The 23,535-nt window shown below is 51.4% G+C and carries 23 protein-coding genes; 11 read left to right on the top strand and 12 right to left on the bottom strand.

What is annotated here, in order from left to right; all coding sequences use genetic code 11:
- Positions 1–10: 10 nt before the first annotated feature.
- Together AC6R0R_RS14150 and AC6R0R_RS14145 are read right to left on the bottom strand one after the other, a co-directional pair.
- On the bottom strand, positions 11–571 hold the full coding sequence (locus tag AC6R0R_RS14150) for a DUF1415 domain-containing protein (protein ID WP_500627135.1): 561 nt from the start codon (positions 569–571) through the stop codon (positions 11–13).
- Positions 568–1,812 carry an MFS transporter gene (locus tag AC6R0R_RS14145; protein ID WP_500627134.1) on the bottom strand — a complete coding sequence of 415 codons (1,245 nt, stop codon included), beginning with the start codon at positions 1,810–1,812 and terminating at the stop codon, positions 568–570. Before AC6R0R_RS14145 ends, AC6R0R_RS14150 begins: the two co-directional genes overlap by 4 nt.
- Before the next feature lie 133 nt (positions 1,813–1,945).
- On the opposite strand from AC6R0R_RS14145, the gene AC6R0R_RS14140 reads away from it, so the two are divergent.
- The 4 genes from AC6R0R_RS14140 to AC6R0R_RS14125 all read left to right on the top strand — a co-directional run bounded on the left by AC6R0R_RS14140 (position 1,946) and on the right by AC6R0R_RS14125 (position 8,128).
- The gene (locus AC6R0R_RS14140; RefSeq protein WP_500627133.1) at positions 1,946–2,815 is read left to right on the top strand and encodes a LysR family transcriptional regulator; all 870 of its coding nucleotides are present in this window, start codon (positions 1,946–1,948) and stop codon (positions 2,813–2,815) included.
- A gap of 41 nt (positions 2,816–2,856) precedes the next feature.
- A complete protein-coding gene (gene modF / locus AC6R0R_RS14135; protein WP_500627132.1) occupies positions 2,857–4,332 on the top strand; it encodes a molybdate ABC transporter ATP-binding protein ModF in 1,476 nt (491 codons plus the stop codon).
- A gap of 79 nt (positions 4,333–4,411) precedes the next feature.
- Positions 4,412–5,629: an ABC transporter substrate-binding protein gene (locus AC6R0R_RS14130; protein ID WP_500627131.1), complete on the top strand. Its 1,218-nt coding sequence runs from the start codon at positions 4,412–4,414 to the stop codon at positions 5,627–5,629.
- 90 nt (positions 5,630–5,719) lie between these two features.
- Positions 5,720–8,128 (top strand): ATP-binding protein, encoded by a 2,409-nt coding sequence (locus AC6R0R_RS14125; protein ID WP_500627130.1) that lies wholly within the window; start codon positions 5,720–5,722, stop codon positions 8,126–8,128.
- A gap of 11 nt (positions 8,129–8,139) precedes the next feature.
- On the opposite strand, the gene AC6R0R_RS14120 is transcribed toward AC6R0R_RS14125, so the two are convergent.
- A complete protein-coding gene (locus tag AC6R0R_RS14120) occupies positions 8,140–8,370 on the bottom strand; it encodes a glutaredoxin family protein (RefSeq protein ID WP_500627129.1) in 231 nt (76 codons plus the stop codon).
- A gap of 110 nt (positions 8,371–8,480) precedes the next feature.
- Between AC6R0R_RS14120 and AC6R0R_RS14115 the strand changes: the two genes are divergently transcribed.
- From AC6R0R_RS14115 to AC6R0R_RS14105, 3 genes are read left to right on the top strand one after another with little or no spacing between them, the layout of a single operon-like run.
- A complete protein-coding gene (locus AC6R0R_RS14115; protein WP_487903131.1) occupies positions 8,481–8,990 on the top strand; it encodes a M48 metallopeptidase family protein in 510 nt (169 codons plus the stop codon).
- 51 nt (positions 8,991–9,041) lie between these two features.
- On the top strand, positions 9,042–10,157 hold the full coding sequence (rlmF, locus tag AC6R0R_RS14110) for a 23S rRNA (adenine(1618)-N(6))-methyltransferase RlmF (RefSeq protein WP_500627128.1): 1,116 nt from the start codon (positions 9,042–9,044) through the stop codon (positions 10,155–10,157).
- A gap of 29 nt (positions 10,158–10,186) precedes the next feature.
- Positions 10,187–10,333: a hypothetical protein gene (locus AC6R0R_RS14105; RefSeq protein ID WP_334550487.1), complete on the top strand. Its 147-nt coding sequence runs from the start codon at positions 10,187–10,189 to the stop codon at positions 10,331–10,333.
- Between the two features lie 5 nt (positions 10,334–10,338).
- Here AC6R0R_RS14105 and pilW read toward each other — a convergent pair whose 3' ends face one another.
- Together pilW and metA are read right to left on the bottom strand one after the other, a co-directional pair.
- The gene (gene pilW, locus AC6R0R_RS14100) at positions 10,339–11,055 is read right to left on the bottom strand and encodes a type IV pilus biogenesis/stability protein PilW (RefSeq protein ID WP_500627127.1); all 717 of its coding nucleotides are present in this window, start codon (positions 11,053–11,055) and stop codon (positions 10,339–10,341) included.
- Positions 11,056–11,249: 194 nt separating this feature from the next.
- On the bottom strand, positions 11,250–12,191 hold the full coding sequence (gene metA, locus AC6R0R_RS14095; RefSeq protein WP_334550485.1) for a homoserine O-acetyltransferase MetA: 942 nt from the start codon (positions 12,189–12,191) through the stop codon (positions 11,250–11,252).
- Between the two features lie 182 nt (positions 12,192–12,373).
- Between metA and AC6R0R_RS14090 the strand changes: the two genes are divergently transcribed.
- Positions 12,374–12,769 (top strand): ATP-binding protein, encoded by a 396-nt coding sequence (locus AC6R0R_RS14090; protein WP_500627126.1) that lies wholly within the window; start codon positions 12,374–12,376, stop codon positions 12,767–12,769.
- Complete coding sequence (locus AC6R0R_RS14085; protein WP_334550483.1) at positions 12,739–13,176, top strand: DUF3859 domain-containing protein; 438 nt, start codon at positions 12,739–12,741, stop codon at positions 13,174–13,176. The genes AC6R0R_RS14090 and AC6R0R_RS14085 overlap by 31 nt, the downstream gene beginning before the upstream one ends.
- A 9-nt stretch (positions 13,177–13,185) precedes the next feature.
- On the opposite strand, the gene AC6R0R_RS14080 is transcribed toward AC6R0R_RS14085, so the two are convergent.
- The 7 genes from AC6R0R_RS14080 to AC6R0R_RS14050 all read right to left on the bottom strand — a co-directional run bounded on the left by AC6R0R_RS14080 (position 13,186) and on the right by AC6R0R_RS14050 (position 21,408).
- Positions 13,186–14,322: an ABC transporter permease gene (locus AC6R0R_RS14080; RefSeq protein ID WP_500627125.1), complete on the bottom strand. Its 1,137-nt coding sequence runs from the start codon at positions 14,320–14,322 to the stop codon at positions 13,186–13,188.
- Positions 14,319–15,518 (bottom strand): ABC transporter permease, encoded by a 1,200-nt coding sequence (locus tag AC6R0R_RS14075; RefSeq protein WP_500627124.1) that lies wholly within the window; start codon positions 15,516–15,518, stop codon positions 14,319–14,321. The genes AC6R0R_RS14080 and AC6R0R_RS14075 overlap by 4 nt, the downstream gene beginning before the upstream one ends.
- Complete coding sequence (locus tag AC6R0R_RS14070; protein WP_500627123.1) at positions 15,515–16,519, bottom strand: HlyD family secretion protein; 1,005 nt, start codon at positions 16,517–16,519, stop codon at positions 15,515–15,517. The genes AC6R0R_RS14075 and AC6R0R_RS14070 overlap by 4 nt, the downstream gene beginning before the upstream one ends.
- A 9-nt stretch (positions 16,520–16,528) precedes the next feature.
- Positions 16,529–17,929, bottom strand: a complete 1,401-nt coding sequence (locus AC6R0R_RS14065) for a TolC family protein (protein ID WP_500627122.1) — start codon at positions 17,927–17,929, stop codon at positions 16,529–16,531.
- Between the two features lie 176 nt (positions 17,930–18,105).
- On the bottom strand, positions 18,106–19,632 hold the full coding sequence (locus AC6R0R_RS14060; RefSeq protein ID WP_500627121.1) for a tripartite tricarboxylate transporter permease: 1,527 nt from the start codon (positions 19,630–19,632) through the stop codon (positions 18,106–18,108).
- Positions 19,633–19,648: 16 nt separating this feature from the next.
- A complete protein-coding gene (locus AC6R0R_RS14055; protein WP_500627120.1) occupies positions 19,649–20,167 on the bottom strand; it encodes a tripartite tricarboxylate transporter TctB family protein in 519 nt (172 codons plus the stop codon).
- Between the two features lie 269 nt (positions 20,168–20,436).
- Positions 20,437–21,408 (bottom strand): tripartite tricarboxylate transporter substrate binding protein, encoded by a 972-nt coding sequence (locus AC6R0R_RS14050; RefSeq protein ID WP_334550472.1) that lies wholly within the window; start codon positions 21,406–21,408, stop codon positions 20,437–20,439.
- A 424-nt stretch (positions 21,409–21,832) separates the two neighbouring features.
- Here AC6R0R_RS14050 and AC6R0R_RS14045 point away from each other — a divergent pair, with 424 nt between their 5' ends.
- Together AC6R0R_RS14045 and prpB are read left to right on the top strand one after the other, a co-directional pair.
- Positions 21,833–22,540, top strand: a complete 708-nt coding sequence (locus tag AC6R0R_RS14045) for a GntR family transcriptional regulator (protein ID WP_500627119.1) — start codon at positions 21,833–21,835, stop codon at positions 22,538–22,540.
- Positions 22,541–22,551: 11 nt separating this feature from the next.
- The gene (prpB, locus tag AC6R0R_RS14040; RefSeq protein WP_500627118.1) at positions 22,552–23,445 is read left to right on the top strand and encodes a methylisocitrate lyase; all 894 of its coding nucleotides are present in this window, start codon (positions 22,552–22,554) and stop codon (positions 23,443–23,445) included.
- Positions 23,446–23,535: the final 90 nt, after the last annotated feature.

The following is a 23,535-nucleotide window of genomic DNA, read 5'->3' as shown; positions in this document are numbered from 1 at the left end:
TTCAAGAGCTTTAGGAGAACAGATAAGGGAATAGTTGACGCTTTTCTTGAACTGTCAGTGATTCGACTCGGTCGATATTGGTGTCAGGTATAGCTTCTGGGTTGGGGTAGTGACGCAGGACTTTCTCCATGCTCTCTTCCCGAATCAGATGAAACACGGGGTAGGGTGAGCGATTGGTTAAGTTCTCATCATCGTCTGGCTCAGTGCCGCCAAAGCAGTAGTCGGGGTGGAATGTGGCCAGTTGGAAAATGCCCTCATAGCCTTGCTGTTTAATCAAGGCTTCCACCCAATCAATAAACAGATTGTAATCATCAAACGATTGCAACATCTCTGGCACCACCACTAAGGTGGTTTCCCGCTCCTCGGCTGAAAGTGCCTCTAGAGCGATAAGCTCACTCAATAGGTCTTCAAGAAGAGACGCTTCGTCGGTGGCGTCACTGGTCACGATATGAATTTGTCCATTGCGCTGTGGTTTTGCGGCAAACGGACAAAGGTTAAGACCGATCACGACCTGATTAAGCCATTGCTCAACGGCGCTGATGACAGGAGAAGGGTTGGCTGAGAGAGTCATTTTGCTTCCAAATTCTGATTTGAGTCAAGCATATCAGAATTTGCCTTCACAGGCGGCACTCTTGTGTGGGTAGTCTGCCGCGACAGCGCCGCACAAAGAAAGAAAATCATCACATAGAGCAGCATGCCACCAGCGATGACGGTTGCCCAACCACCGTGTTGCCAACAGTAAATCAAGAAAAAGCCCCCGATACTGCCCCCGACGTAATAGTGCACGAGATAGAGTGCAGTTGCCGTCGCCTTGGCTTGCGTCGCTTTTTGGCTCACCCAAGCGTAGGCCAGTGTGTGGGTGAAAAAGGCGCCGAAGCTAATCAGCATCAACCCCAGAAGCATGAAAGGTAGGGTATCGACGTAGGCACTCCACATTCCAAGCATACTGATTAGCGCGCCCACTTTGATGCCAAGTAGCGGCGGGTAACGCTTATTCCAAACCGAGGTGAGCTTGGAGCTCAATGTGCCCGGCAGATAGCACAGGAAGATCAGCGCCGCCAACCCAACTGGAAGAGAATGGGGTTCGGCCACGAGACGAAACCCCATCACCGAATAGAGGTTCACAAACAGCGCAAAGTTGACACCACCAATCAACATTGCGAGCCAAATAGTGCGGTTTTTGAGGTGCTCGACCAGTGCGCGATTGTGGTAGCGAAGCATCCCTTTGGCGGGCTGGAAATGTTGCTGCTTGGGGAGCAGTAACGCGACCGCGATAGCGCCAACTAAGGTGAACAGCGCCATCACCAGTACCGCGAACTCCCAGCCCAGTTGGTCGGTGAGGGTACCACCAACAATACGCCCTGTGATACCGCCGAGTGAGTTCGCGGCAATGTAGCCACCAATCGCTTGACCAAACGCAGCGCTGCTCAGCTCTTCAACCATATAAGCGACGGCGACAGAGGCAAAGGCCGCCAAGGCGATGCCCATCATCGCGCGCAGTAAAACCAAGCCCAGCAGAGACTCAGTATAGAACATGGCGAGACCAATCACGGGCATCGCAAACAGGCCAAGCAACATAACGCTGCGTCTGCCGGTGGACTCGGAGGCGACCGCCCAAGGCACAAGGAAAAAGGACAGTGCTAGGGTGCTGGCTGCAAAAATCCAGTTCACTTGGGTTTCTGACACGCTGAAATGACCGGCCATAAAAGGCAGCATGGGCTGAAATAGGTAGAGATTACAAAACACCAGAAAGGAGCCCAGCGCTAGGCTGAAAGTCACTCGTTTGTACGCAGGGCTAGACAGTTCAATCATGGTTACTCGTATGGGTGTGATCAGTCAGGAGAGTGTGATCACATTATCAGTCTCATTTTGATTTATAAAATATATTAAAAATATCGTTTTCATATGTTTTTGATCTCATTAAGGCGGCCAGAGGAGTGCCATTTTGGAGAGTAAACCTTTGCGTTATTTTGTCGCGGTGGCTGAGCATGGCCACTTTACTCAAGCCGCAAAAGCCTTGCACATTGCGCAGCCTGCCCTGAGTATTGCGATTCGAAAATTTGAGCAGACGCTGGGTGTTGAGCTGTTTCGCCGCGAAGACCGTCGCATCTCCTTAACCCCAGAGGGAGAGGTGCTCTACGAGCATGCCAAACGCATCATCCAGCAACTAGATGACGCCAAATTGGCTATTGATGAGATGAAGGGGCTGGAAAAAGGCGAAGTCAGGCTTGGCGCTCCCAGTATGATGGGGTCCTATTTTTTTCCGCGCATTATGATGGCGTTCAAAAGCCACTATCCCAATCTTAAATTGACGCTGGTGGATGCGGGGGCGCGCTCGGTGCGGCAAATGTTGCTCGATGGGGAGCTGGATATTGGTGTGATTGACAGTGAAAATGTGCCCGAGGACTTAGCCACCGATCATTTGCTGGATTCGGAAATGGTCGCGGTGGTCAGCCCAACGCATCCGTTTGCCCAGCGACAAGCAGTAGATTTTGATGAATTTTTTGAGCACGAACTGGTGCTGTTTAAGCCCGGCTATTTTCACCGTGGGTATCTGGAGCAAAAAGCCAAGGCGTGTCAAAAGCCGCTCAAATTCTCGTTTGAGACCAACTTGTTGCCGATGATTCTTAGTATCGTCAAACAGGAATTTGCCATTACCGCTTTACTAGAGTTAGTGCCTGAGCATGAAAAAGCGGTCGTAGGTGTGCCGTTCACACAACCGGTCACTGTCAGTTTAGCGCTCGCTTGGCGCAAGGATGGCTACCTCTCAATTGCGGATCGAACCTTTATCGACTTCGTAAAGCGTTATGTATGATGGACGAATAAGGATAACAACACACTCAACAAAGGACTTGTATGCGCATTGCCATTCATCAGCTCAACACAACAGAACACTTAACACCGCTAAAGATTGAACGATGGGAGATTGAAGACGGACACTCATGGGGCGTATTCAGCTCTGAAGGCGATATCGGATCGCAACTGGGCGCACTGCTTTGCGGCGATGCCCCCTTTGAAGGCGTTCAGGATGCGGTTGACAGGAGTGAAGGCCGCGTTGCACAAGTCTCGCTAGCGAGCCAGCAGCAATTACTCGAAGAGGAAATTGCTAATGATGACACCGATTTTCTCGACAGAATCGATAGTGGGACGAGCGTTGAAACCTTGGTCAAACAGCAGTGCGATGATCTTGAGTATGCCAATCAATTGATGAGTCAGTTCGATTTGTGCCATTTAGCCAACAGTGGTTTTCGTCAGTTGTCGACGGGAGAAACCCGCCGCGTGATGTTGGCGCGCGCACTGGCCAGCAAGCCTGATCTGTTGGTACTCGATAATCCGTTCTCCGGTCTGGATGTGGCCCATCGTGAGTCGCTGTCGACAACGCTGGCAGAAATGGCGCAACAAGTGCAGATTATCGTGACCTTCAATCGTGAAGAAGATTTGCCCCCTTGGATTGACCAAGTCGCGCTGTTTCATCACGGACAATTGGAGAGCACGATGGCCTCCGCCGCTTGGCATGCGCACCCAGTGATTGCTCAGTTGCAATCGCTATCAGAGCAACAAAGCGAGCACATGTTGGCGTTGGTGCGTAAACATCAGCACAGTAATGATCTGCCCAGTCCAGTGTTTGCCATCAAGGATGGGGAGGTCGCGTACACCGACAAAACCATTTTCACCCAGCTCAATTGGCAAATCGATAAAGGTCAACATTGGCAGATTAAAGGTCCAAATGGTTGTGGTAAAAGCACACTGCTCGGGCTGATTTTTGGCGATCACCCTCAATGCTACTCCAACGATATTACCATTTTCGGCCACCAGCGCGGCAGCGGTGAAACCATCTGGCAAATCAAGCAGAACATCGGCATGGTCTCCTCTTCATTGCATCTGCAGTATCGAGTTAGTTGCAGCGTACTGGACGTGATTCTCTCGGGCTTTTATGACTCCATCGGCCTTTATCAGCAGCCGAGTAAGCGTGAGCTGCAAACCGCGCACGAATGGCTTGCCATGCTGCACATGACCAACTGCGCCAAGCGCTCGTTCCGTGAACTGGATTACGGCCAGCAGCGATTGGTGTTAATCGCTCGCGCGTTGGTGAAACAACCCGCCCTGTTGATTTTAGATGAACCCTATCAAGGACTTGACTACTTAGGGCGTCGGTTAGTGAAAAACAGTTTAGAGATGATCGCGCGTGAAAATCTTAGCCAACTCTTGTATGTCTCGCACTATGAGGCGGACAAGCTGGAGGCAATCCGCAATGAGCTCAGCTTTGAGTTTGACGAGTCGATGGGCTGTTATGTCCCTCGGGTTGTCATGGGTGAATCAAGTGGCGCATAAACGGCGTGTGTCACCCTGACAAACGGGCTCGGCTCATCTACGCTTAAGATAGTCTTATTATTCAGGGAGTAGCGTCGATATGATGCGGTTTTCTGCGGCCATGATGGCCACGGTGTTAAGTTGTGTAACCTGGGCGGCGAAGCCGGAGTTCGTGACTCTTTATTTGGATGCAGATAGGACAGGGCACCTTGAATCGGCGCAGTCGATTGAACAAGGTGTGAAAGTGGCACTGGCGGAAGTAGACAACCAACTCAACGGCGTACCTGTGCGCTTTGTCGTGCGCGATCACAGAGGCAACGTCAAACGCAGTAAGCGCCATATGGATGAGTTTTTGCGCGATCCCAATGCCCTAGTGTTTGTCGCTGGGATGCACTCTCCGCCGTTGATCAAATACCGTGATTTTATCAACCAGCAAGACATATTGACGTTAGTGCCTTGGGCTGCAGGAACGCCAATCACGCGCTCGCTCGAAAGCGATCAGAACTTTATTTTTCGACTCTCTGTGGATGATTCCAAAGTGGGCGGATTTCTTCTCAACGTCGCCTTTGAGCACGGCTGCTCTGTGCCCCATCTAGTGCTGGAAAACACCGGCTGGGGCAAATCAAACTACAAAGCGATGATGCGCGCGTTGCCCAGTGATGTGGATGCTGAGGTCAAGGTCTCTTGGTTTGACTGGGGCATACAAGCGTCAGACGCGCGAAACATCGTTCGCCAAGCGCAGCAGGACAAAGCGCAATGTTTGCTTTTGGTGGGTAACGCTCGCGAAGGCAAAAATATTGTTGATGCGGTGGCCGAGCTTAATGCCTCCCTACCAGTTTACAGTCACTGGGGGATCACCGGCGGACAGTTCGCACAAAATGTGCCGTTTGAGGTGCGAGAAAAAGCGCAACTGACCTTTGTTCAGTCTTGTTTTAATTTTTACAGCAACGCGCTCACGCCATTCCAAGCAGGGGTGTTTGAGCGTGCAAGCCGCTTGTTTCCGGAGCAGTTTACATCAACCAATATTCAAGCGCCGGCGGGTTTTGTCCATGGTTATGACCTGACACGCGTTCTCATTGCTGCAGCAAACCACATCGAGTGGCAACAGGAGATGCCCGACAATCGACGCGCATTGAAAGTCGCCCTAGAGTCACTAGAGACGCCAGTGCAAGGCTTGGTCAAACGCTACCAACACCCGTTTAGCCCTATCTCTAGGGAGAATATGGATGCACATGAAGCCTTATCGGCACAGGATTTGTGTATGGCGATGTATGACGAGCACGATGGCGTCAAATTGCGTTTGACCGACTCTAAGTAGCACGCAACGAATAACAATAACAACGAGGGATGCATCAAAGCAGTTCCCGAGGAGCAATATAGTGAATCCAGTTTGGTTAGGGCACGCTCAATGCTAAAGTTTGACAAAAAAAATGGCATGCAACTCTTCACCCTGTTTATCTTGTTGGGCGCGAGTGTCTTTTTTCTCACCAGTTTTTTGTTTGTTCAGCATCAAGCACAGCAAACGGCGCAAGTGGTGATTAACGAGAGTTTAAAAAGCAAATTTTCCACGTTAGACAGTTATCTCAAGACCTATTTAGAATCGAGACGAGATCGCTTAGCCAACATCGTAGAGCAGCCGATTCTGCTAGGCGCTGTGTTGGAGGGCGTTGCTGACTCCGCGTCCTTCTCGGATAAGTTGGCTCGCTTCAAACCGGTCGATTCGCAATCTTTCGTCAACGTGTATGACTTTGTGGGTGATAAAGTTTACTCCGAAATTGTGTTACCGCAGGCGGTGAGCACGTTTATCGCTCAGGAGGTGGCGAGTGGTCAGTTGCTCGAGTCGGTCTCCTATTCGATTTTTTCTCATCATGACGCGGATTTTCTGCTCGTAACCCTACCTGTCAAATACAACGGTTACTCAGAGGGCATCGCCGCCTACGTCACGCCCCTAGAGGGCACGGAGTTTTTCAGCGGTTTTGGCCATGATGACGCGCGATGGTTTGGCATCCGCCAAGCGCAGTTTGATTGGCGTATGGCCTCGCCTTTCCCTTGGGCCATCGCCGAGCGCCCGATTCCTGATACCACCTTTACCTTGCTCTACAGTTATTCACCGAGTTTGGTTGAGGATGTCAAACGAGAGTTTGTGCAAAGCCTATTGACCGGGATGATTACCGCGACCGGTGTGGCGCTCTTTGTGCTCTATTTTTTGGGGCGTAAGGTGCTGGTCTCGCCATTTCAAGCGTTATATCGCTCGGAGCAGCAGCTACTGCGCCAATCGGAAGAGCTCAAAAGAAGAGAGGCAGAGTCTGCACGCTTAGCTCGGGTAGCGAAGTACATGCGTGATGCGGTGGTATTTACTGATCTGAATGTCAATGTGTTATGGGTCAACAGTGCTTTCGAGCGTTTAACAGGCTATCAGCAGCAAGAGTTGATCGGTAAGAAACCCGGTGATGTCTTGCAAGGGCCGCTTAGTGACCGAGAGGTGATCAGCCAGATTCGCACTGCAATTCATAACCGAGAGCAGGGCTTTTTCGAGTTGGTCAATTACAACAAAGCGGGGCAGGCGTACTGGATTGAACTTGCCTTGACGCCACTGTATGACAAAGATGACCAGATTGAGGGCTTTATGGCGGTTGAACGTGATATTACCGAACGCGTTGAGCTGCAAAAGTCACTCAAGCAAAAAGCGCAGGAAGCCAACGCGGCCAGCGTCGCCAAATCGAAATTCCTTGCCGCGATGAGCCACGAATTGCGCACTCCAATGAACGGGATTTTAGGGGTGGGTGAGCTGCTGCAACAAGGAGAGCTTACTGACGAGCAGCACGAGTACATGACCACTTTGCTCGATTCCGGTCAACATATGCTGGCGGTACTCAATGACATCCTCGATTTTTCTAAAATTGAGGCGGCTAAGCTGAAATTGGTGGCAACGGACGTAGAGGTCGAGCCTTTTGTCGCCAAGTTCAGTCAGCTTTATCAGCCGTTATGCGAGGAGAAAGGGCTGAGTTTTCGTGTCGATAGCACCTTACCAGCGGATTTAGTCATTCGGGTAGACGAGACCCGATTAACCCAGATATTGCAAAACTTGCTCGGCAATGCCCTCAAATTTACCGCAGAGGGCGGTATTGCTTTGTCTGTGTCACTCTCTGATTCATCCGAAACGATGCAGATGCGCGTCAAAGACAGTGGTATTGGCATCAGCCAAAGCAAGCAACGGGTGATTTTTGCGCCGTTCAGTCAGGCCGAGTCGGATACTACGCGCCGCTTTGGCGGTACTGGGCTTGGTTTGTCTATTGTCTCTGAACTGGTGGGCGCAATGGGCGGTGAAATACGAGTAGAGAGCGAGCTCGGCCGTGGCAGCGAGTTCATTGTCACCTTACCGATAACACGCGCCGCCGCGCAGCAAGAGTCGGTGTCTACTGAGGCCGTCGTCAGTGATTACTTGGGTGATGGAATGCGCGCCTTGATTGTCGAAGACACGCGCATGAATGCCTTGGTGCTGTCTCGGTTTCTTTCTAAGCTCGGGTTTGAATGCGAGGTGGCGGTCAATGGGGTTGAGGCAGTAGAAAAGGTCAAGTCTGAGCACTTTGAGGTGATTTTCATGGACAACCACATGCCAGAAATGGACGGCATTCAAGCCTCTCAAATTATTACTCAGCTTAATCTGCAAACCCCGCCAGTGCTGATTGGTTGCACCGCCGACGCGTTTGAAGAGACGCGAGAAAATATGATTGCCGCCGGTTGCCAAGAGGTGATCACGAAACCGATCAATTCTCAGCAGCTTAATCGAGTGCTTGCTCAGGTGATGCCCAAGTAGAAACAGCGGTACTATTTTCCGCTGTACATGCGCTCGAAGTTTTTCACATTCCAACCGATCATGTAACGATCGCCGATTTTCAGTACCGGTAAGGAGCGAGCGCCAATGGCGTCGAGCTCTTTGCGACCGCGCTGCATTTTCGCGTTGGTCAAACGATATGGGTAACCTTTCTCTTCCAAGTAGCGTTGAGCATCTTTGCAGTGCGGGCACTTATCTTTGACGTAAAGCACGAGGCGTTTCATGGGGTTTCTCCAGTGAGGTTGATCGCGATGAGTGTAATGAAAAGTCAGTGAATGACAAGGGCGAATAGGCTAGACTAGCGCCTTTTCGTCAACTCGGTAGAGCGATGAGTATCAATCCCGCATTAAGGTATGTGCAAGGTTATCCGCCACATATCGTTGATCAAGTGGCGCAACTGGTAGATTCCGGCAGACTGGCGACCTGGTTTCACCAGCGTTACCCTAACAATCACACCATTAAGAGTGAAAAGGCGCTGTTCGATTACACCATGGCGTTGAAAAACCGCTATATGAAGAAAACCGCGCCGCTGAGCAAAGTGGTGTACGACAATAAAATCCACATCATCAACAATGCGCTTGGCCTTCATACCTATGTGTCGAAAGTGCATGGCGGAAAAATCAAATCAAAGAATGAAATTCGCATCGCTCGCGTATTTCGAGAGGCACCTGAGCCGCTATTGCGCATGTTGGTGGTGCACGAACTGGCGCACTTGAAAGAGAAGGAGCACAACAAAGCCTTCTATTCGTTGTGCTGCCACATGGAGCCCGACTACCATCAACTGGAACTCGACGCTCGATTGTTTATGATTTATCTCGAGACCCGAGACGAGCCGACGAACTAGGCATAAATGCCTTGTTGTTGATCACTCACTACACGTTACGCATTACAGATCATGGCTACACACCGTAAAGATTCGCACCCTTCGACCAAACGTGCGCCGAAAACACGAAATAGCGCTGCTCAGTCTGAGCCAAAGCATCGCTCGAATCGTGAGATGACGTTTATCAAGCAGCCAAGTAAGCCGGGATTACATCCTCGCAATAAACACCAAGGACGCTATGATTTTGCCGCGTTGGTCAAAGCGCTGCCTGCGCTGAAACCGTATGTTATTACCACCCCAGCCGGTGACAAGAGCATTCCATTTTCTGACCCTATCGCAGTGAAGCTGCTCAATAAAGCCTTGTTGGCGCATCACTACCAAGTCAGTGAGTGGGATATTCCCAAAGGGTATCTCTGCCCGCCTATTCCTGGGCGTGCTGACTACATCCATCGTCTTGCTGAGTTGCTTGAGGCGGATGTGCCTGAGGCGAAACACGCGAGTGTGCATGCGTTAGACATCGGCGTTGGCGCCAACTGCATCTATCCGATCATTGGCGCGGTGGATTATGGCTGGCACTACGTTGGCAGTGATGTGGACGAGGTGTCGGTGGACAATGCCAGCCAGATCGCGAGCGCCAATGCGGTGTTGAAAGGCAAAATTGAAAGCCGGTTGCAGCGTGACTCTCGGTTTGTGTTCAAACACATTATCGCCAAAGACGAGCGTTATGCTCTGACTACCTGCAATCCGCCGTTTCATAAATCCCTTGAAGAGGCGCAGCAAGGCAGCGAGAAAAAACTGGCTAATTTAAGTCGCAATAGGACGAAAAAAGGCAGCAATAAGGCCGCGGTCGCCGCCGCCAATGCGCCACAACACACAACGCAGAAAGGTTCGCCTATACTTAATTTTGGTGGGCAGAAAGCGGAACTGTGGTGTCCGGGTGGTGAAGCCGCGTTTGTGAAAAAGATGGCGTTTGAAAGTCGAGATGTGGCATCGCAAGTCCTTTGGTTCTCCACCTTGATCTCAAAGAAAGAGAATGTCCGTTGGCTGCGTAAAAATCTTGAAAAAGCCGGAGCGCTGGAAGTGCGCGTGATTGAGATGAGCCAAGGGCAGAAAGTGAGCCGTTTTATGGCTTGGACGTTTCATGATAAAGCCAAGCGCGCCACTTGGTTTGATACCAAACCCCGTTAACCACTGATACCAATAGATGAGGAGGGCATATGGAGTTTGAGATTTATATGCCCTGTGAGCCCAGTTGGATTTGCGATAGCTTTCTTGCGCTGTTCGCGGTGCTGCTGTTGTGGGGACTGGGTTATTTTGTGCTGATTTTGTATCGAGAATACAAAAAAATCCACAAACGAAAATGATCAGTTTATCCGTTCGAGAGCGCTTCTAACTGCTTACGATACTTCTCTTCTAACGCGCTGTTCCCGGCGCGCTCTTCCAACTCGACCAGTAGGGCCAATGAGGCTTGTTGCACGCCAAACTGCTGGTGGAAGTTCATCAAGCGTATTCGCGCCGATGTGTATTCACCTTGCTCTATTTCAAGTTTAGTAAGGCGCAGCAGCGAGGTGACACGGCGCGGGTCGTGATCCAATGTGCGTTTGAAATAACCCATGGCTTGTTCGGGTTTGCCCGCTTTCAATGCACAGAGTGCTGCATTTTCATAGCTGGCGGAAATCAGGTAGTAGTAGGGCTGCTCAATGGCGCGATTAAACAGTTGATCAGCCTGAGGATAGCGCTCTTGTTTGCATAAAAACGTGCCGTAGTTGTTCATTACATTACCGTTTCTCGGGTGCTGTCTCAGCGCCGTTTTATACAGTTTTTCAGCGTCCGCTTCTTCACCGACTTGCTCGAAATAGTGCGCCATCGCCAATTGTGCTCGGTAATAACTCTTATCGTGCTGAAGGGCTTTTTCCAGATTTTCGCGGGCTTTCACCATATCACCCTGCTGTAAGTAACCCATGCCAAGGGCTAAGCGTGCATCGGCTTTTTCTCGTGGGTTGGCATTGAGCTCAGGCTCAGCGTTATTGTCCACCGTGACACAGGCAGAGAGAAGTAACACCAAAGGAAGGAGAAGGGTACGCATATTCGTTCAACTTTTGTAGTTCAGTAACAGATAACAAGCTTGTGCTTTTTTATACCTGATCCCATCTGGTGTTTGCGCCGATGAGTGAGACTCTGCGAGGGGTTTATCAGTTTCTGAGTGTGGGCGGAAAAAGAATGCGAGCGAGGGCGCGCTTGCGCCCTCGTGTTCGGTGATTGGGTATCGATTTCGACACGTTAATCATCTTTAGTAAAGTTCGCTTCGCTGAAGTGATCCAAATCGTATGGCGTTTGCTGGTAGACACAGTAGTTCAACCAGTTGGCAAAAAGCAGGTGCCCATGACTGCGCCAACTTGCGCACGGTTTGTTGTCGGGATTGTTGTTGGGGTAGTAGTTGACCGGAATCGCCGGTTCCATTCCCTCGCTCAAATCGCGGATGTACTCATTGTGCAGGGTGTGTGAGTCATACTCTGGATGGCCTGTTACAAACACATTGCGCTTATCTTTGGTGGCCGCCAAGTAAACGCCAGCCACGTCTGAGGTGGCCAAGATGTCGAGATCCGTGTGCTCGGCGAGATACTCCGGTGAGAAATCGGCGTAGCGAGAATGCGGTGCTAAAAAGGTGTCGTCAAAACCACGCAGAATGGGGTGAAACTCGTGATGAATTTGATGTTGATACACACCGGAGAGTTTCTCTTTGCGAGTGCGCTTAGGCAGATTGTAGAGCAGCTTTAACCCTGCTTGTGCGGCCCAGCAGACGTATAAGGTTGAGGTGACGTGCTCTTTCGCCCAGTTCATGATGGTTTTGAGGTGGTCCCAATAAATCACGTCTTCAAACTGGACCAGACCGAGCGGCGCACCGGTGATGATCAAGCCATCGAAATTGCGTTTTTTGATCATCTCAAATTGACGGTAAAAGTTGTCTAGGTGCTCGGTTGGCGTATTTTTACTCGGGCGATCATCAATGCGCAGCAGTTCAATATCGACCTGCAATGGGCTATTGGACAAGAGGCGTAAAAATTGCGTCTCTGTCTCAATTTTTTTGGGCATAAGATTGAGGATCAACACCTTAAGTGGACGAATCTCCTGCGTAGAGGCACGCGATTCGCTCATGATGAAGATATTTTCCTGACGCAGTACATCAGTGGCAGGCAATTGATCGGGGATCTTAATTGGCACAGCTTTCTCCCTAAGCTCTGTTATGGACGTCTATACATCTAAACTTAACCCAATCGGTATGAGATGTCGATAGCATTTTTAGGCCAAATTGGTTTACTATCTGCGCCTCGAACTCGGTGAGACTATGTCGGCATAGCCGCAAGCAAATCAGCGGACATCAGCCGCAAGGGAGTAATAGAGCGGTGAAATTGACCTTAATTCGTGGTCTGCCAGGTTCTGGCAAAAGCACCCTAGCGAAAACATTGCCAGCGGTGCACCTTGAAGCGGATATGTATTTTATCGCTGACGATGGCGTTTACCGCTATGACAAAGCGAGAATTTCCGATGCGCACGAGTGGTGCAGAGCAGAGGTAAAACGCGCGCTGACCAACAAGCAGGACGTGGTTGTCTCCAATACTTTTGTCCAGCGCTGGGAAATCGCACCGTACTACCGCCTCGCCAAGCAATTTGGCGCTGAGTTTGTGGTGATGGAGTGCACTGGGCAATTTCAAAATATCCACGGCGTTGAGCGCAGTACAATCGAACAAATGAAAAAACGGTGGCAGACATGGCAAAGCGATCGCCCGTTGTTGAAATGACCTCTTACGGTATTTACGACCAATGGGACTCCAAATCAAAGCATCTTCCTAAAATACAAGCGTTTACCACTAAGGTTCCGGCTGACGAGGACGTCGAGTTTGGCTTTATCGTCAACATCAAAAAAGCCAAAGGTGCGCTGATTGAGTTTTGTATCGATCATCCCGGTATCTTAGGCAAAAAAGGCCAGACGTTAGCGCCTTTCACCGGCGAGTTGCACGTGGGCAGCAACGATTGGGATTTCTACTTGGGCGATACGATTCAACTGCTTCATCCAGACGGCGGTTTGGAGTCGAATTTGGGGCGTTGGCACATGAGCATCGAGATGGACGGACGCGTGATTGCGCAAAAGACCTTCGATGTGTATGGCCGGGATGAAAACGAGTTTTGGCGCCGCCGAGGTTTTTAAACGCGGCGCTCAAACGTTATCGCGGCGATGTTCACGCAATGCGCGCCAAGCCATGAGGCTCCAACCCAGTGCTTGCACCCACAGCAGTGCGTATTGCGCCGCGACTTGATGCCATTCTCCCCCCATCTGATTTAAACGCAAGAATGCTTGGATGGCGGGCGTACTAGGAAAAAGCTGTGATAACCAAACGATGCCATCGGGAATCGCTTCGAGTGGCCAGATAAACCCCGCACTAAAAATCAGCGGCATTGAACTGATTAATACCACTAATGTCACCAACTCTCGTCTTGGTACTACCGTACCTAGCCAGATGCCTATCGCGCAGGATGCCAATAAGAAAGGCAGCAATAGAGTGACAAGCTCGGTGAGGCTTGCCAACTGCGAGACGCCGTGCAAGCGAAAACTCGGCCCGAAGTAATAACCGCTTAGCACCAAGTAAATACTCGTCAGCAGCACCATTCGCCCCCCCATCAAGGCGAGAGGGCTGACGTTAGACCAATAGCCACGACCATGCTTTTGCGTGCCTTGCATCAACCCGGCCGCCATCGCCAGCGTTTGCTGCAAAATCAGCACAAACACCGCAGGCACCACGTAATCGACATAGCCCATTTGCGGGTTAAAAGTGGGTTTGAGGTTGAGCTTGGTGGGCGCGAAGTGATTGGCCGCTGCGCTCAGTGGCTCACCATCAACAAGCAATTTCGCCACTGTGGTTTGCGCCGCTAGCGTGCCACCCGCTTGCCCCAAGCCTTCGACAATGGTGCCGTAGACCAAAAAGTACGAGGCATCCCCCGCGTAAGCCAAGGTCGGGCTTTTACCTAACATCAGATCTTTATAGAAATGCTCTGGGATCACCAAAATGCCGCTAATATCGCCACTTAAAAAGGCCACTTTGGCCGCTTCTATGCTTGAGTCACGCCGCGTGATGTGCACTTGGGGTGTCGCATCTACCATGCGCTCTAGCTGATAGCTGGTTTGGCTTTTGTCCAAGTTCACCACGCTGATGATTTGCTCGCGTGGGGTTTGGTAAGAGTAGGGCATTGGGTAGAGAAACGAGTAAAACACGACGCCACCAAACACGGTGAGAAGTACCACAGGATTATGCAGCAGCGCCTTTAGCTCCGCTTTCAGCAGTGCGGTAAACGTCATGACTGGTGCTCCTTAAGTTCGGCACGCGCGTGCCTGTTGGTGTCATCTGCAGCGTTAATAGCACTGTTGAGGTGCTTGCGAGCGAGAAGAAGACACAGCAGCGCTGGCAGTAGGTAGCCAAGCAGTGGCGTCAGATGCATCAATGTGGTGAGCGCCGATGCGCCATAGCTGACTTGGCTCACCTGCGCTTCAATATAGTGACTGATGGGCAAGAGTGAGCGCCAAGCTTGGGCGAGCGGCGACATGTCAGAGACCGGGAAAGTGATACCCATAAAGGCAAAACTTGGCGCAGTAAACGCGCCGGCAAAGCTCATCGCTCTCGCGGGATCTAAGGTCAAAAAGAAGAACACACTGCCCATGGCCATACACGCGAGTATGGTCGGCACTTGCGCGGCGAACAACACCCGAAGGTCGCCTTGCATTGGCCACTGTAAGCCCGAATAAAACCAGACTAAAAACGCCACGCCTTGCAGCCAAAATAACGGAAAGTAGGGCAGTAAAGTGCGACACAGCGCCACGCCCGGCGAAGGCGCTAACCAACGCACTAGACCATGATCGCGTTGATTGGCGGCCAGCACTAACAGCGTGCTGACGACAATGACGATTTGCCACAGCGCTGGGATGATCGCGCTGACTAAAAACTGGGCGTAATTGGAATTCTTATTGAACAGCGGGGTGACTTGAGTCGAGACGGGCACAGCGTTGCCCATCGCAGAGAGTAGGGTTGTATTGCCATCGGTGAGACCCGCGAATGTGGCTAACTGCGCATTGAATGTCCCTTGCGCTTGGACAAACGCGGCGTTCATCAGTTTGCCAATCAAGATCGCTTGGCTGTTGTAAAACACACTGACTTGCGGGGCGAGCTGTTTCATCGCGTCTTGTTCGAAACGGCTCGGGATCACTGCGTAGGCGTAGATCTCCCCCTGTACCAGTGCTGCTTTCGCCTCACTGGGGCTTTGAAAATGACGCGTCACTTGCATGGTTGAGGTGGCGTCATAGTCGCGTTCGAGTGCGTAAGAGAGCGCACTCTTGTCTAGATTGACCACACCAATAGGCAGATCGCGCGCGATACCTTGGGAAAATATCGACCAGATACACCAAGCGAGTGCGATGGGAATCCAGGTCAAGCTAGCGAGGAGCCACCGATCACGCGTCATGGTGGCCCACTGCTGCGCTATGGCTTGGCCTATCATCATTGCGCGCCTTGCGAGACAGCTGAAGGGGCAATTTCCACAGCGAGACTCATGCCCATCCTCAAGCCTTGTACAGGCTCGCTTGGTCTGGCTTCGACCTCAAAAGTACGTAAATCAAATCCTTGGCTGGCATCGGTTGAGCGCCAAGTGGCAAAATCACCCATGACGGCGACATGGCTCACGGTGAAGGTTATCTCTTTATCCAACGCAGGAACGTAAGCGTCAAATTGTGCGCCTTTGCCAAAGTGGCGCAGGTAATCTTCACGAACGTTAAACACGGCCCACATATCTTCGGTATCAAGCACAGTGACAACGGGAAAGCCTTGCGGCGCTAACTCGCCGCTTTGCAGCAGCACCTGCGAAACCTCGCCGTCAAACCAACTGTGAATTTGGGTATCTTGCGCGTAGGCTTCTACTTCGGCAACCGCACCGGCGGCCATGCGCGCTTTCTCTGCGGCGGCGACTTTGGTCTCGCTGCGCGCACCTTCTTGCGCCATTTGATACATCTGGTAAGCGGCACTTTCCGTGTATTTTGCCGCGTCCCATTGGGTTTTGGCTTCGTCGCGTTTCTGCTCTGCCACCACGCCATCATTAAATAGGTTATTGACTCGAAGATAGGTTTTTTCCATCAGATCGGCGGCGGCTTGCGCTTTGAGCCATTGATCTTTTGCGGCTTGGATTTGTTGTGCACGCGCGCCTTTTTCCGCTTCTTGAGCCAGTGCATCGGCGGCTTTCTCTCCGGCCTTAGCTTGCTCTAATTTTGCCGCGATTTCAGGGCTGTGCAGGGTGAAAATGAGCTGCCCTTTAGTGACATTGTCACCTTTGCGCACCAGCACTTGATCGATACGCCCTGGTACTTTTGACGAAATGCTGTATTGCTGCGCTTCAATCTGGCCTTGCAAGCGAACTGGCTGAGGCTGATAGGCGTCGTAAACGCTGTAGCCGACCCAAGATGTCAGAGCGATTGCAGCTGCGGTAAGCAGGTAAGGTTTGGCTTGGTTCATCTTTGATCCTTAACGATTCGACAACGGGATGGCGTTATATTGATACTGTTTAAAACTGTCCATTTCACTCGACAGAGCCAACAACTTTGACAGTGACACAAGGTATTGAAAACTGGCGGCTGCTTTTTGTGTTTCAACACTGGCAACATAGAGCTGGGCATCGACGACATCGGTTGACGTCGAAAGCCCTTGCGAAAAGGCTTTTTCGCGCAGTTTGAGATTCTCCTGCGCCAGTGACAAGCTGGAATCGAGCCCCTGGACCTCTTCTCGCGCTTGCTGCGCTTCCAGATAGGTTTTCTGGACCAGAACGGAGAGATCTTGTTTTGCCTGCGCTTTGAGATAGTTAACCTGAGACACCGCACTGTGCGCCGCTTTGACCTGCTCTGAGCGACCGGAGGTATCAATCAAAGGCACATTGACCCCAACACCCACGAGCCACTCGGGTTTCAGCTGACTTGCGAGGGAATCATCCTCATACAAGCTGTAGTCGCCATAGAGGTACACTTCTGGGTAGTAGCGGCCTTTTTCCGCTTTGATCAGGCTGTTGGCTTGCTTCTCTTTGGCGTCAAGCAGAGCGAGGCCTGGGTAGGTGCCTAACGTGCGGTCGATAAACAGATCTAGTGGCGGCAGGTTTGGATTTATAAACAAGTGGTCCGAGGGCTCGACGCCGTCGGTTTGGTTTAGAATTTTCGTCAGCGCCGCTTGGGCGATATCGAGATCTTTTTGCGCCTTCTTGCGCTCAATCACGGCTTTGTCCAAGGCGGATTCCGCTTGCAGTCTTTCGACGCGGGCGATTTGCCCTTGCTGTTCAAGCTTGAGTGCGTTGTCTCTGTGTTTGGTTAACCCAGCTTCCACCAGTTGTCGGGTGTGAAGTACGTCTTGTGTCAATAAAACGGAAAAATAGTATTTACTGAGATCTTCAAAGCGCGCTTGAGTTTCCATCGCTAGCTCACTCTTTGCCTGTTCGCTTTTCCCTTGCGCGGCGCTTTGCGCGGCATCGATGCGACCGCCAGTAAAGATTGGCCAAACGGCGCGAATGGAGGAGGAGAATATGTCGCGCTCGGTGATGGTAGAGGTCACGCTGCCGAGCTGTGAGACCAATCCACCGAAGGTGGGGCCAAGGTTGGGCATCGTTGCCCCTGTGCTGTCAAAGAGCTGCTCACCAGATAGGGTCACGTCGGTATCGAGGCGTGTGTAGTTGGCGCCTAGAGTGACAGACGGCAAATTTAGGCTATCGGTCGCTAAGTGCAGCGCTTGATAGCGGTCAACATTCGCGCGCGAGGCCGCGAGTGAGTGGTTCTCTTGTTGGAGCAGCGTCCACGCTTGTTCAAAACTGATCGGGGCAGCGTGCGCCACGCTAGACACTGCGCCGCAACAGGCGAGCATCAAAGCTAAAGGGCGAATAGGCATGACGTGTGCGATCCTCGCTTAAATGAAAGTGATAAATTAGAGTCTATACTCTAATTTTTGTTCAAGCAATCCATCTATGAGGTTTGATGCGTAAGGAAATTAATGCGTAAGGAAAGAAAACGAGGGCGATAACGCCCTCGGGATAACACAACGTTCGAATGACAACTTTCGACTGGCTACTGCTCAATCTGTTTTGGCGAGCCTTTCAACGCTTGTACCAGTTTGACCAGCAGTGGGCTGAGTAGCACGAGCGCAGCGAGCACGGTAAAGGTGAAGGTGATAGGGCGCTCCCAAAGGAAGCTCAGCTCACCATCGCTGATCATCAAGGCGCGGCGTAAATTCTCTTCCATCAAGCCGCCAAGGATAAAGCCAAGCAGCAGCGGCGCGAGTGGGAAGTTGGCTAAACGCAATGCGATGGCACCAACGGCAATCAGCAACATGATGAACACGTCCATGGTGTTAAACGAGACCAAATACACACCGGTTATCGAGAAGAATAAGATCATCGGTAGCAGTACGGTGCGCGGTACGGCCAGCAGGCGTGAAATGCAAGGGATCAGCGGTAAGTTCAAGATCACTAACACGATGTTGCCAAAGTACATTGAGATAATCACCGACCAAAACACATCTGGATGCTCAACAAACAAACGTGGCCCCGGCTGAATACCATAGGCGATCAGCGCACCGAGCATGATGGCGGTGGTGCCCGATCCTGGAATACCCAGCGTTAACAACGGCACAAACGAACCACTGGATGCGGCGTTGTTGGCCGACTCCGGTGCCACCAGCCCACGAATGCTGCCTTTACCGAACTCTTCACGCTTCTCTTTTGGCGCTAAGTTTCGTTCCATGCCATAGCTAAGAAACGCGGCAATGGTTGCCCCTGCACCCGGCAATACACCGGTGAAAAAGCCTAAAATGGAAGAGCGAATCGAGACTGGCGCCACTTCTTTGATCTCTTCCTTGGTCACTTTCATGCTGCCGATGTCGCTCATCTTACTCTGCTCTTCGTCGCGGGTGTCTTGCTCCGGTTTGAGAATGCCCATCAAGGTTTCACCGAGTGCAAAAGTGGCCATCGCAAGCAGAAGGAAGCTAAAGCCATCCATTAGATCAGTTAGGCCAAAGGTGAAGCGTTCAACGCCGACGCCTTTATCAATTCCGACGGTAGAGAGCATCAAACCGAGGACCGTCATCATCCACGCTTTGATCACTTGCCCTTTGCCAGCAAACGCCGCAACAGCGGAGAGGCCAAGCAGCATCAAGGCAAAATAGTCGGAGGATTGGAAACTCAGGGAGACGCTCGCGAGCGCAGGCGCGGCAACCAACAGCATGATGGCCGAGAGCGTACCGCCCGTAAATGACGAGTAGGCCGCAAGCGCTAGGGCTTTTCCTGCTTGACCTTTTTGTGCCATAGGATAGCCATCAAACGCCGTCACGACGGTGGATGAGCAGCCCGGTGCGTTAATCAAAATAGAGGAGGTGGAGCCGCCAAACACCGCGCCGTAGTAGACGCCCGCCATCAAGATCAGTCCTGATGAGGGATCGAGTCCGTAGGTGATGGGGATCATGAGGGCGATGGCTGAAATCGGGCCAAGGCCAGGAAGCATGCCGATAAACGTACCGACAAAACAGCCGACGATGACCATCATTAGGTTCATCGGCATCACGGCGGTCGAAAGACCTTGTAAAATTCCGTCTAACATGGGATTTCCTTACTGATTACGACCACATAGTGAAGATAACGCCCGGCTCGAGATAGATATCCAGCCCTTGGGTAAGAAGAAGATAAAACGCAATCACAAACGGGAATGACGCGCCAAACAAGACCGCTTTGCGTCTTTCGCCAAGCAGGTAAAAGCCGGCGAGTAAGAAAAAGCCCGTTGCCAAGACAAAACCAAGGTAGGTCAGGCCGACGCCGTAAAGCGCCATCAGGGCTAAAAAGCCAATCAGTAACTTCCAGTTGAAATCCAGTACAGCGCCACTTTGGCTGTCTTTTTTGCCCATCACCAGCAGCAAGAGTGCCAGGCCGATTCCTGCGAACGTCAGCAGTGTGGGTAGGGTACGCGCGGTAAAGGGTTCGTATTCATCACCCGGAAACATCGGGATCTGGGTGGTTTGGTAGCCGTAGCATAGGCAGACAATCAGAAATATCATCGCACCAACACGATCACGGCACAGCAGGTTCTCTTTGCTAAAGAAGCTGCCTTGGTTGAAAGAGTTCGTTGGTAAGTCCGACATAGCCAACTCCATTTGAGTTATCGAAACGCTGCATCAATCGAGCCATGCTGAGTAGAGGCTGGATACGATGTGCGTTGGATGAAGTAGAGAAAAAAGCCGTACTAGAGGGTTAATGAGCAACATATTCACTAACAATGGCCTTTCTCTCTAAGTGGAATTTGGAGTGAAAGGCCAACTGTTCAACACAAACAGCGGAGATTGTCTAAGGTTCTCAAGTACGGCGAAAACAAGGGTGGTAGACCCGCTACCGACCCAAACATGGCGGCGTATTACTTGAGGAAGCCAAGCTCACGCATCAAATCGCCCATCTGCTTCTCTTGGTCTTCAAGGAAAGCGTAGAACTCTTTGTCCGCTTTGTAGTTGTCGATCCAACCATTACGGTCACGCACGACTTTCCACTCATCGGTTTGATACATTTTGCTGAGGGCGGCATTCCATTCATCAATCTTCGCTTGGCTTGCGCCAGGGGCTGCGAAGAAGCCACGCCAGTTGGCAAACACCGTTTCGTTGCCATATTCAGTGAGCGTCGGAATATCCGGTGCTGCGTCTAAACGTTTAGGCGCTGTCACCGCGAGGATCTTAACTTGGCCAGATTTCGACATCTCCAGCACTTCGCCAAGGCCGGTAGATAAGAGCTGCGTTTCACCAGAAAGCAGTGCGGCCATGGCTTTGCCGCCTGCATCATAAGCGATGTAGCGAACGGTTTTTGCGTCAAACCCTTCACCTTTAAAGGCGGCTGCGACTACTAAGTGGTCCATGCTGCCGCGTGCAGAGCCGCCAGCGATTTTGACTTTACGTGGGTTAGACTCAAATTCTTTAACTACATCCTCCCAAGTGTTGTAGCCCGAATCGACCGATGTCACGATGGCGCCGTAATCGGCAATGGTCGCCGCGACGGGCGTGAGATCACGGAATGATTGCGGGAAAATACCGGTCAGAGAGCGCACCACGATAGGGGTGGAATTGACCATCAGAGTGTCTTCTTGACGCTCAGCGGTTTCAATCAAATGCGCAATGGCTTTACCGCCGCCGCCACCAGAGAGGTTTTGGAACGAGACGTTGTCGACAATCTCAGATTTGACCAACACGTCACCAGTGCCACGCGCCGTCATATCCCAGCCGCCACCGGCGCCACCTGGGATCAGAAAGTGGATTTTTTCCACATCCGCCGCCCATGCACTGAATGAGAAAGACGCAGCGATGATCGACGCTGCAAGAGTGGGTTTGAGTACCTTAAACATGATTCACGTTCCTTATGTAGGCAGAACTTCTCTTTGGAAGTCTCGTTATGGTTATGGGTTATCTCACCAAAGCGAGCGCTGTTATCGAGCCTGGTCTTGCTAGGCGATACCAGCACGTGCTTGTTGGATGCCTTAAGGTTAATGAGATGTTACAAGTCTGTCTGCGTTGCGCGTATAAAAATAATATTGGGCATAAAGCGAATTAAGTTCATAAAGTTCACGGACGTCGATGGGGGCGTTTATTATTCATCATTGTCGACACGAAGTGGCATTTTTGGCAGTGAAAATGGGTTTTAACTTATACCTTAGTCTAAATTGTCGACAATGTGATTGATTGTCGACAATTTGAGCGTTATGGTGAAAACATCAACGAACACCTCCAACACTCTGCGGAGGGCGTCACCCAGAAATGATTGAGAGACCGATGAACATCGCTAGAGAGTTTGAACTCACCAAGGGCCCAAACAAAACGAAGCCAGCTACTGAAAATACCAAATCCCTGACACTCACCGAGAGCCTTGTCGAGGACATTGTCAGTGGTGCGATTGCCCCGGGCTGCAAAATATCGGAGCCAGAACTGGCGAAACGATTTAACGTCAGCCGCGGGCCTTTGCGTGAGGCGATTATGCGTCTTGAAGGGTTGGGATTGATTGAGCGTATCCCGCACGTCGGCGCGCGCGTGATCACCTTCTCACCGGAAAAACTGATTGAATTGTATTCGGTGCGAGAGGCGCTCGAAGGGATGGCGGCCCGATTAGCCGCGCGACACATGACACCACAAGACATTGCTGGTCTTGAGCAACTGCTGAATGCTCACTCTCATCATATTGAAGAAGTGGAAGGCGCGTCCTACTTCCATCAACACGGCGATTTTGATTTCCACTACCGCATTATTAAAGCGAGTCGCAATCGACACCTTATCAATTTGCTGTGCAATGAGCTGTACCACTTATTGCGTATGTATCGCTACCAGTCTCCGCGCGCGCAATCGCGACCAAAAGAAGCGCTGGCGGAGCATCGACATATCCTCCAAGCGATTGCCAACCGTGACGAAGAGTTAGCGGAAATGCTGATGCGTCGCCACATCTCAGGTAGTCGCCTTTTGATTGAACAACAAATACTCACGGACTAGAGGAAGTGACTATGAGTCTCACGCCCGGAGCCAAGTTTCGGCTCGCCCTACAGCAAAATCATCCGCTCCAGATTGTCGGAACCATCAACCCTTATTGCGCCATGATGGCGAAGAACTTAGGTCATCAAGCGATCTATCTCTCTGGTGGGGGCATTGCCAACGCCTCGTATGGATTACCAGACCTTGGCATCACGACATTGAATGATGTGCTGGTGGATGTTGACCGCATCACTGATGCGTGCGACCTGCCGCTGTTGGTGGATATCGATACCGGATTTGGCGGCGCATTTAATATTGGCCGCACCATCAAAGCGATGGAGAAGGCCGGTGCGGCAGCGGTGCACATGGAAGATCAAGTGGCGCAAAAACGCTGTGGCCATAGACCGAACAAGGCGATCGTTAGCCAAGAAGAGATGGTCGACCGAGTCAAAGCAGCGGTGGATGCGCGCAATGACGATCAATTTGTCATCATGGCGCGCACCGATGCGTTGGCTGTCGAAGGTATTGACCGCGCGATTGAGCGGGCGATTGCGTGTGTCGAAGCGGGCGCGGACATGATCTTCCCCGAAGCGATGACAGAGTTAGCGCAGTACCGACAGTTTTCTGCTGCGCTTGAAAGCGCTACGGGGAAAAAAGTGCCGATTCTGGCGAATATCACTGAATTTGGTCAAACGCCGCTCTACAGCTGTGAAGAGCTAGGCCAGTCGAATGTCGACATGGTGCTCTATCCACTGAGTGCGTTTCGCGCGATGAACAAAGCGGCGGAAATGGTCTATCGCCATCTGCTTGAAGTGGGCAATCAAGAAGCGCTACTTGGCGAGATGCAGACCCGCAAAGAGCTCTACGCACACCTCAATTATCACGATTACGAGGACAAGCTCGACAGACTGTTTAGTGACCAATAACAACAGATTTTGAGTGACGAATAACAGTAGTTTTTGAGTAACGAATAACAATAGCAATGCAACCAATAACGTGAAATCAGCGGGTTAAAG

It is taken from the genome of Vibrio sp. R12-SW3-ISO1, from assembly GCF_059834005.1.
This window is presented reverse-complemented; position numbering and strand designations above follow the sequence as displayed.

What these genes read in the sequence shown, in the direction of transcription:
- AC6R0R_RS14055 (WP_500627120.1), bottom strand. Translation starts at nt 20,167, where the DNA reads ATGTCGGACTTACCAACGAACTCTTTCAACCAAGGCAGCTTCTTTAGC.
- AC6R0R_RS14060 (WP_500627121.1), bottom strand. Translation starts at nt 19,632, where the DNA reads ATGTTAGACGGAATTTTACAAGGTCTTTCGACCGCCGTGATGCCGATG.
- AC6R0R_RS14065 (WP_500627122.1), bottom strand. Translation starts at nt 17,929, where the DNA reads ATGCCTATTCGCCCTTTAGCTTTGATGCTCGCCTGTTGCGGCGCAGTG.
- AC6R0R_RS14105 (WP_334550487.1), top strand. Translation starts at nt 10,187, where the DNA reads ATGGAGTTTGAGATTTATATGCCCTGTGAGCCCAGTTGGATTTGCGAT.
- AC6R0R_RS14120 (WP_500627129.1), bottom strand. Translation starts at nt 8,370, where the DNA reads ATGAAACGCCTCGTGCTTTACGTCAAAGATAAGTGCCCGCACTGCAAA.
- modF (WP_500627132.1), top strand. Translation starts at nt 2,857, where the DNA reads ATGCGCATTGCCATTCATCAGCTCAACACAACAGAACACTTAACACCG.
- pilW (WP_500627127.1), bottom strand. Translation starts at nt 11,055, where the DNA reads ATGCGTACCCTTCTCCTTCCTTTGGTGTTACTTCTCTCTGCCTGTGTC.
- prpB (WP_500627118.1), top strand. Translation starts at nt 22,552, where the DNA reads ATGAGTCTCACGCCCGGAGCCAAGTTTCGGCTCGCCCTACAGCAAAAT.
- AC6R0R_RS14150 (WP_500627135.1), bottom strand. Translation starts at nt 571, where the DNA reads ATGACTCTCTCAGCCAACCCTTCTCCTGTCATCAGCGCCGTTGAGCAA.
- AC6R0R_RS14075 (WP_500627124.1), bottom strand. Translation starts at nt 15,518, where the DNA reads ATGATGATAGGCCAAGCCATAGCGCAGCAGTGGGCCACCATGACGCGT.
- AC6R0R_RS14125 (WP_500627130.1), top strand. Translation starts at nt 5,720, where the DNA reads ATGCTAAAGTTTGACAAAAAAAATGGCATGCAACTCTTCACCCTGTTT.
- AC6R0R_RS14045 (WP_500627119.1), top strand. Translation starts at nt 21,833, where the DNA reads ATGAACATCGCTAGAGAGTTTGAACTCACCAAGGGCCCAAACAAAACG.
- rlmF (WP_500627128.1), top strand. Translation starts at nt 9,042, where the DNA reads ATGGCTACACACCGTAAAGATTCGCACCCTTCGACCAAACGTGCGCCG.
- AC6R0R_RS14145 (WP_500627134.1), bottom strand. Translation starts at nt 1,812, where the DNA reads ATGATTGAACTGTCTAGCCCTGCGTACAAACGAGTGACTTTCAGCCTA.
- AC6R0R_RS14050 (WP_334550472.1), bottom strand. Translation starts at nt 21,408, where the DNA reads ATGTTTAAGGTACTCAAACCCACTCTTGCAGCGTCGATCATCGCTGCG.
- AC6R0R_RS14130 (WP_500627131.1), top strand. Translation starts at nt 4,412, where the DNA reads ATGATGCGGTTTTCTGCGGCCATGATGGCCACGGTGTTAAGTTGTGTA.
- AC6R0R_RS14085 (WP_334550483.1), top strand. Translation starts at nt 12,739, where the DNA reads ATGGCAAAGCGATCGCCCGTTGTTGAAATGACCTCTTACGGTATTTAC.
- AC6R0R_RS14070 (WP_500627123.1), bottom strand. Translation starts at nt 16,519, where the DNA reads ATGAACCAAGCCAAACCTTACCTGCTTACCGCAGCTGCAATCGCTCTG.
- AC6R0R_RS14080 (WP_500627125.1), bottom strand. Translation starts at nt 14,322, where the DNA reads ATGACGTTTACCGCACTGCTGAAAGCGGAGCTAAAGGCGCTGCTGCAT.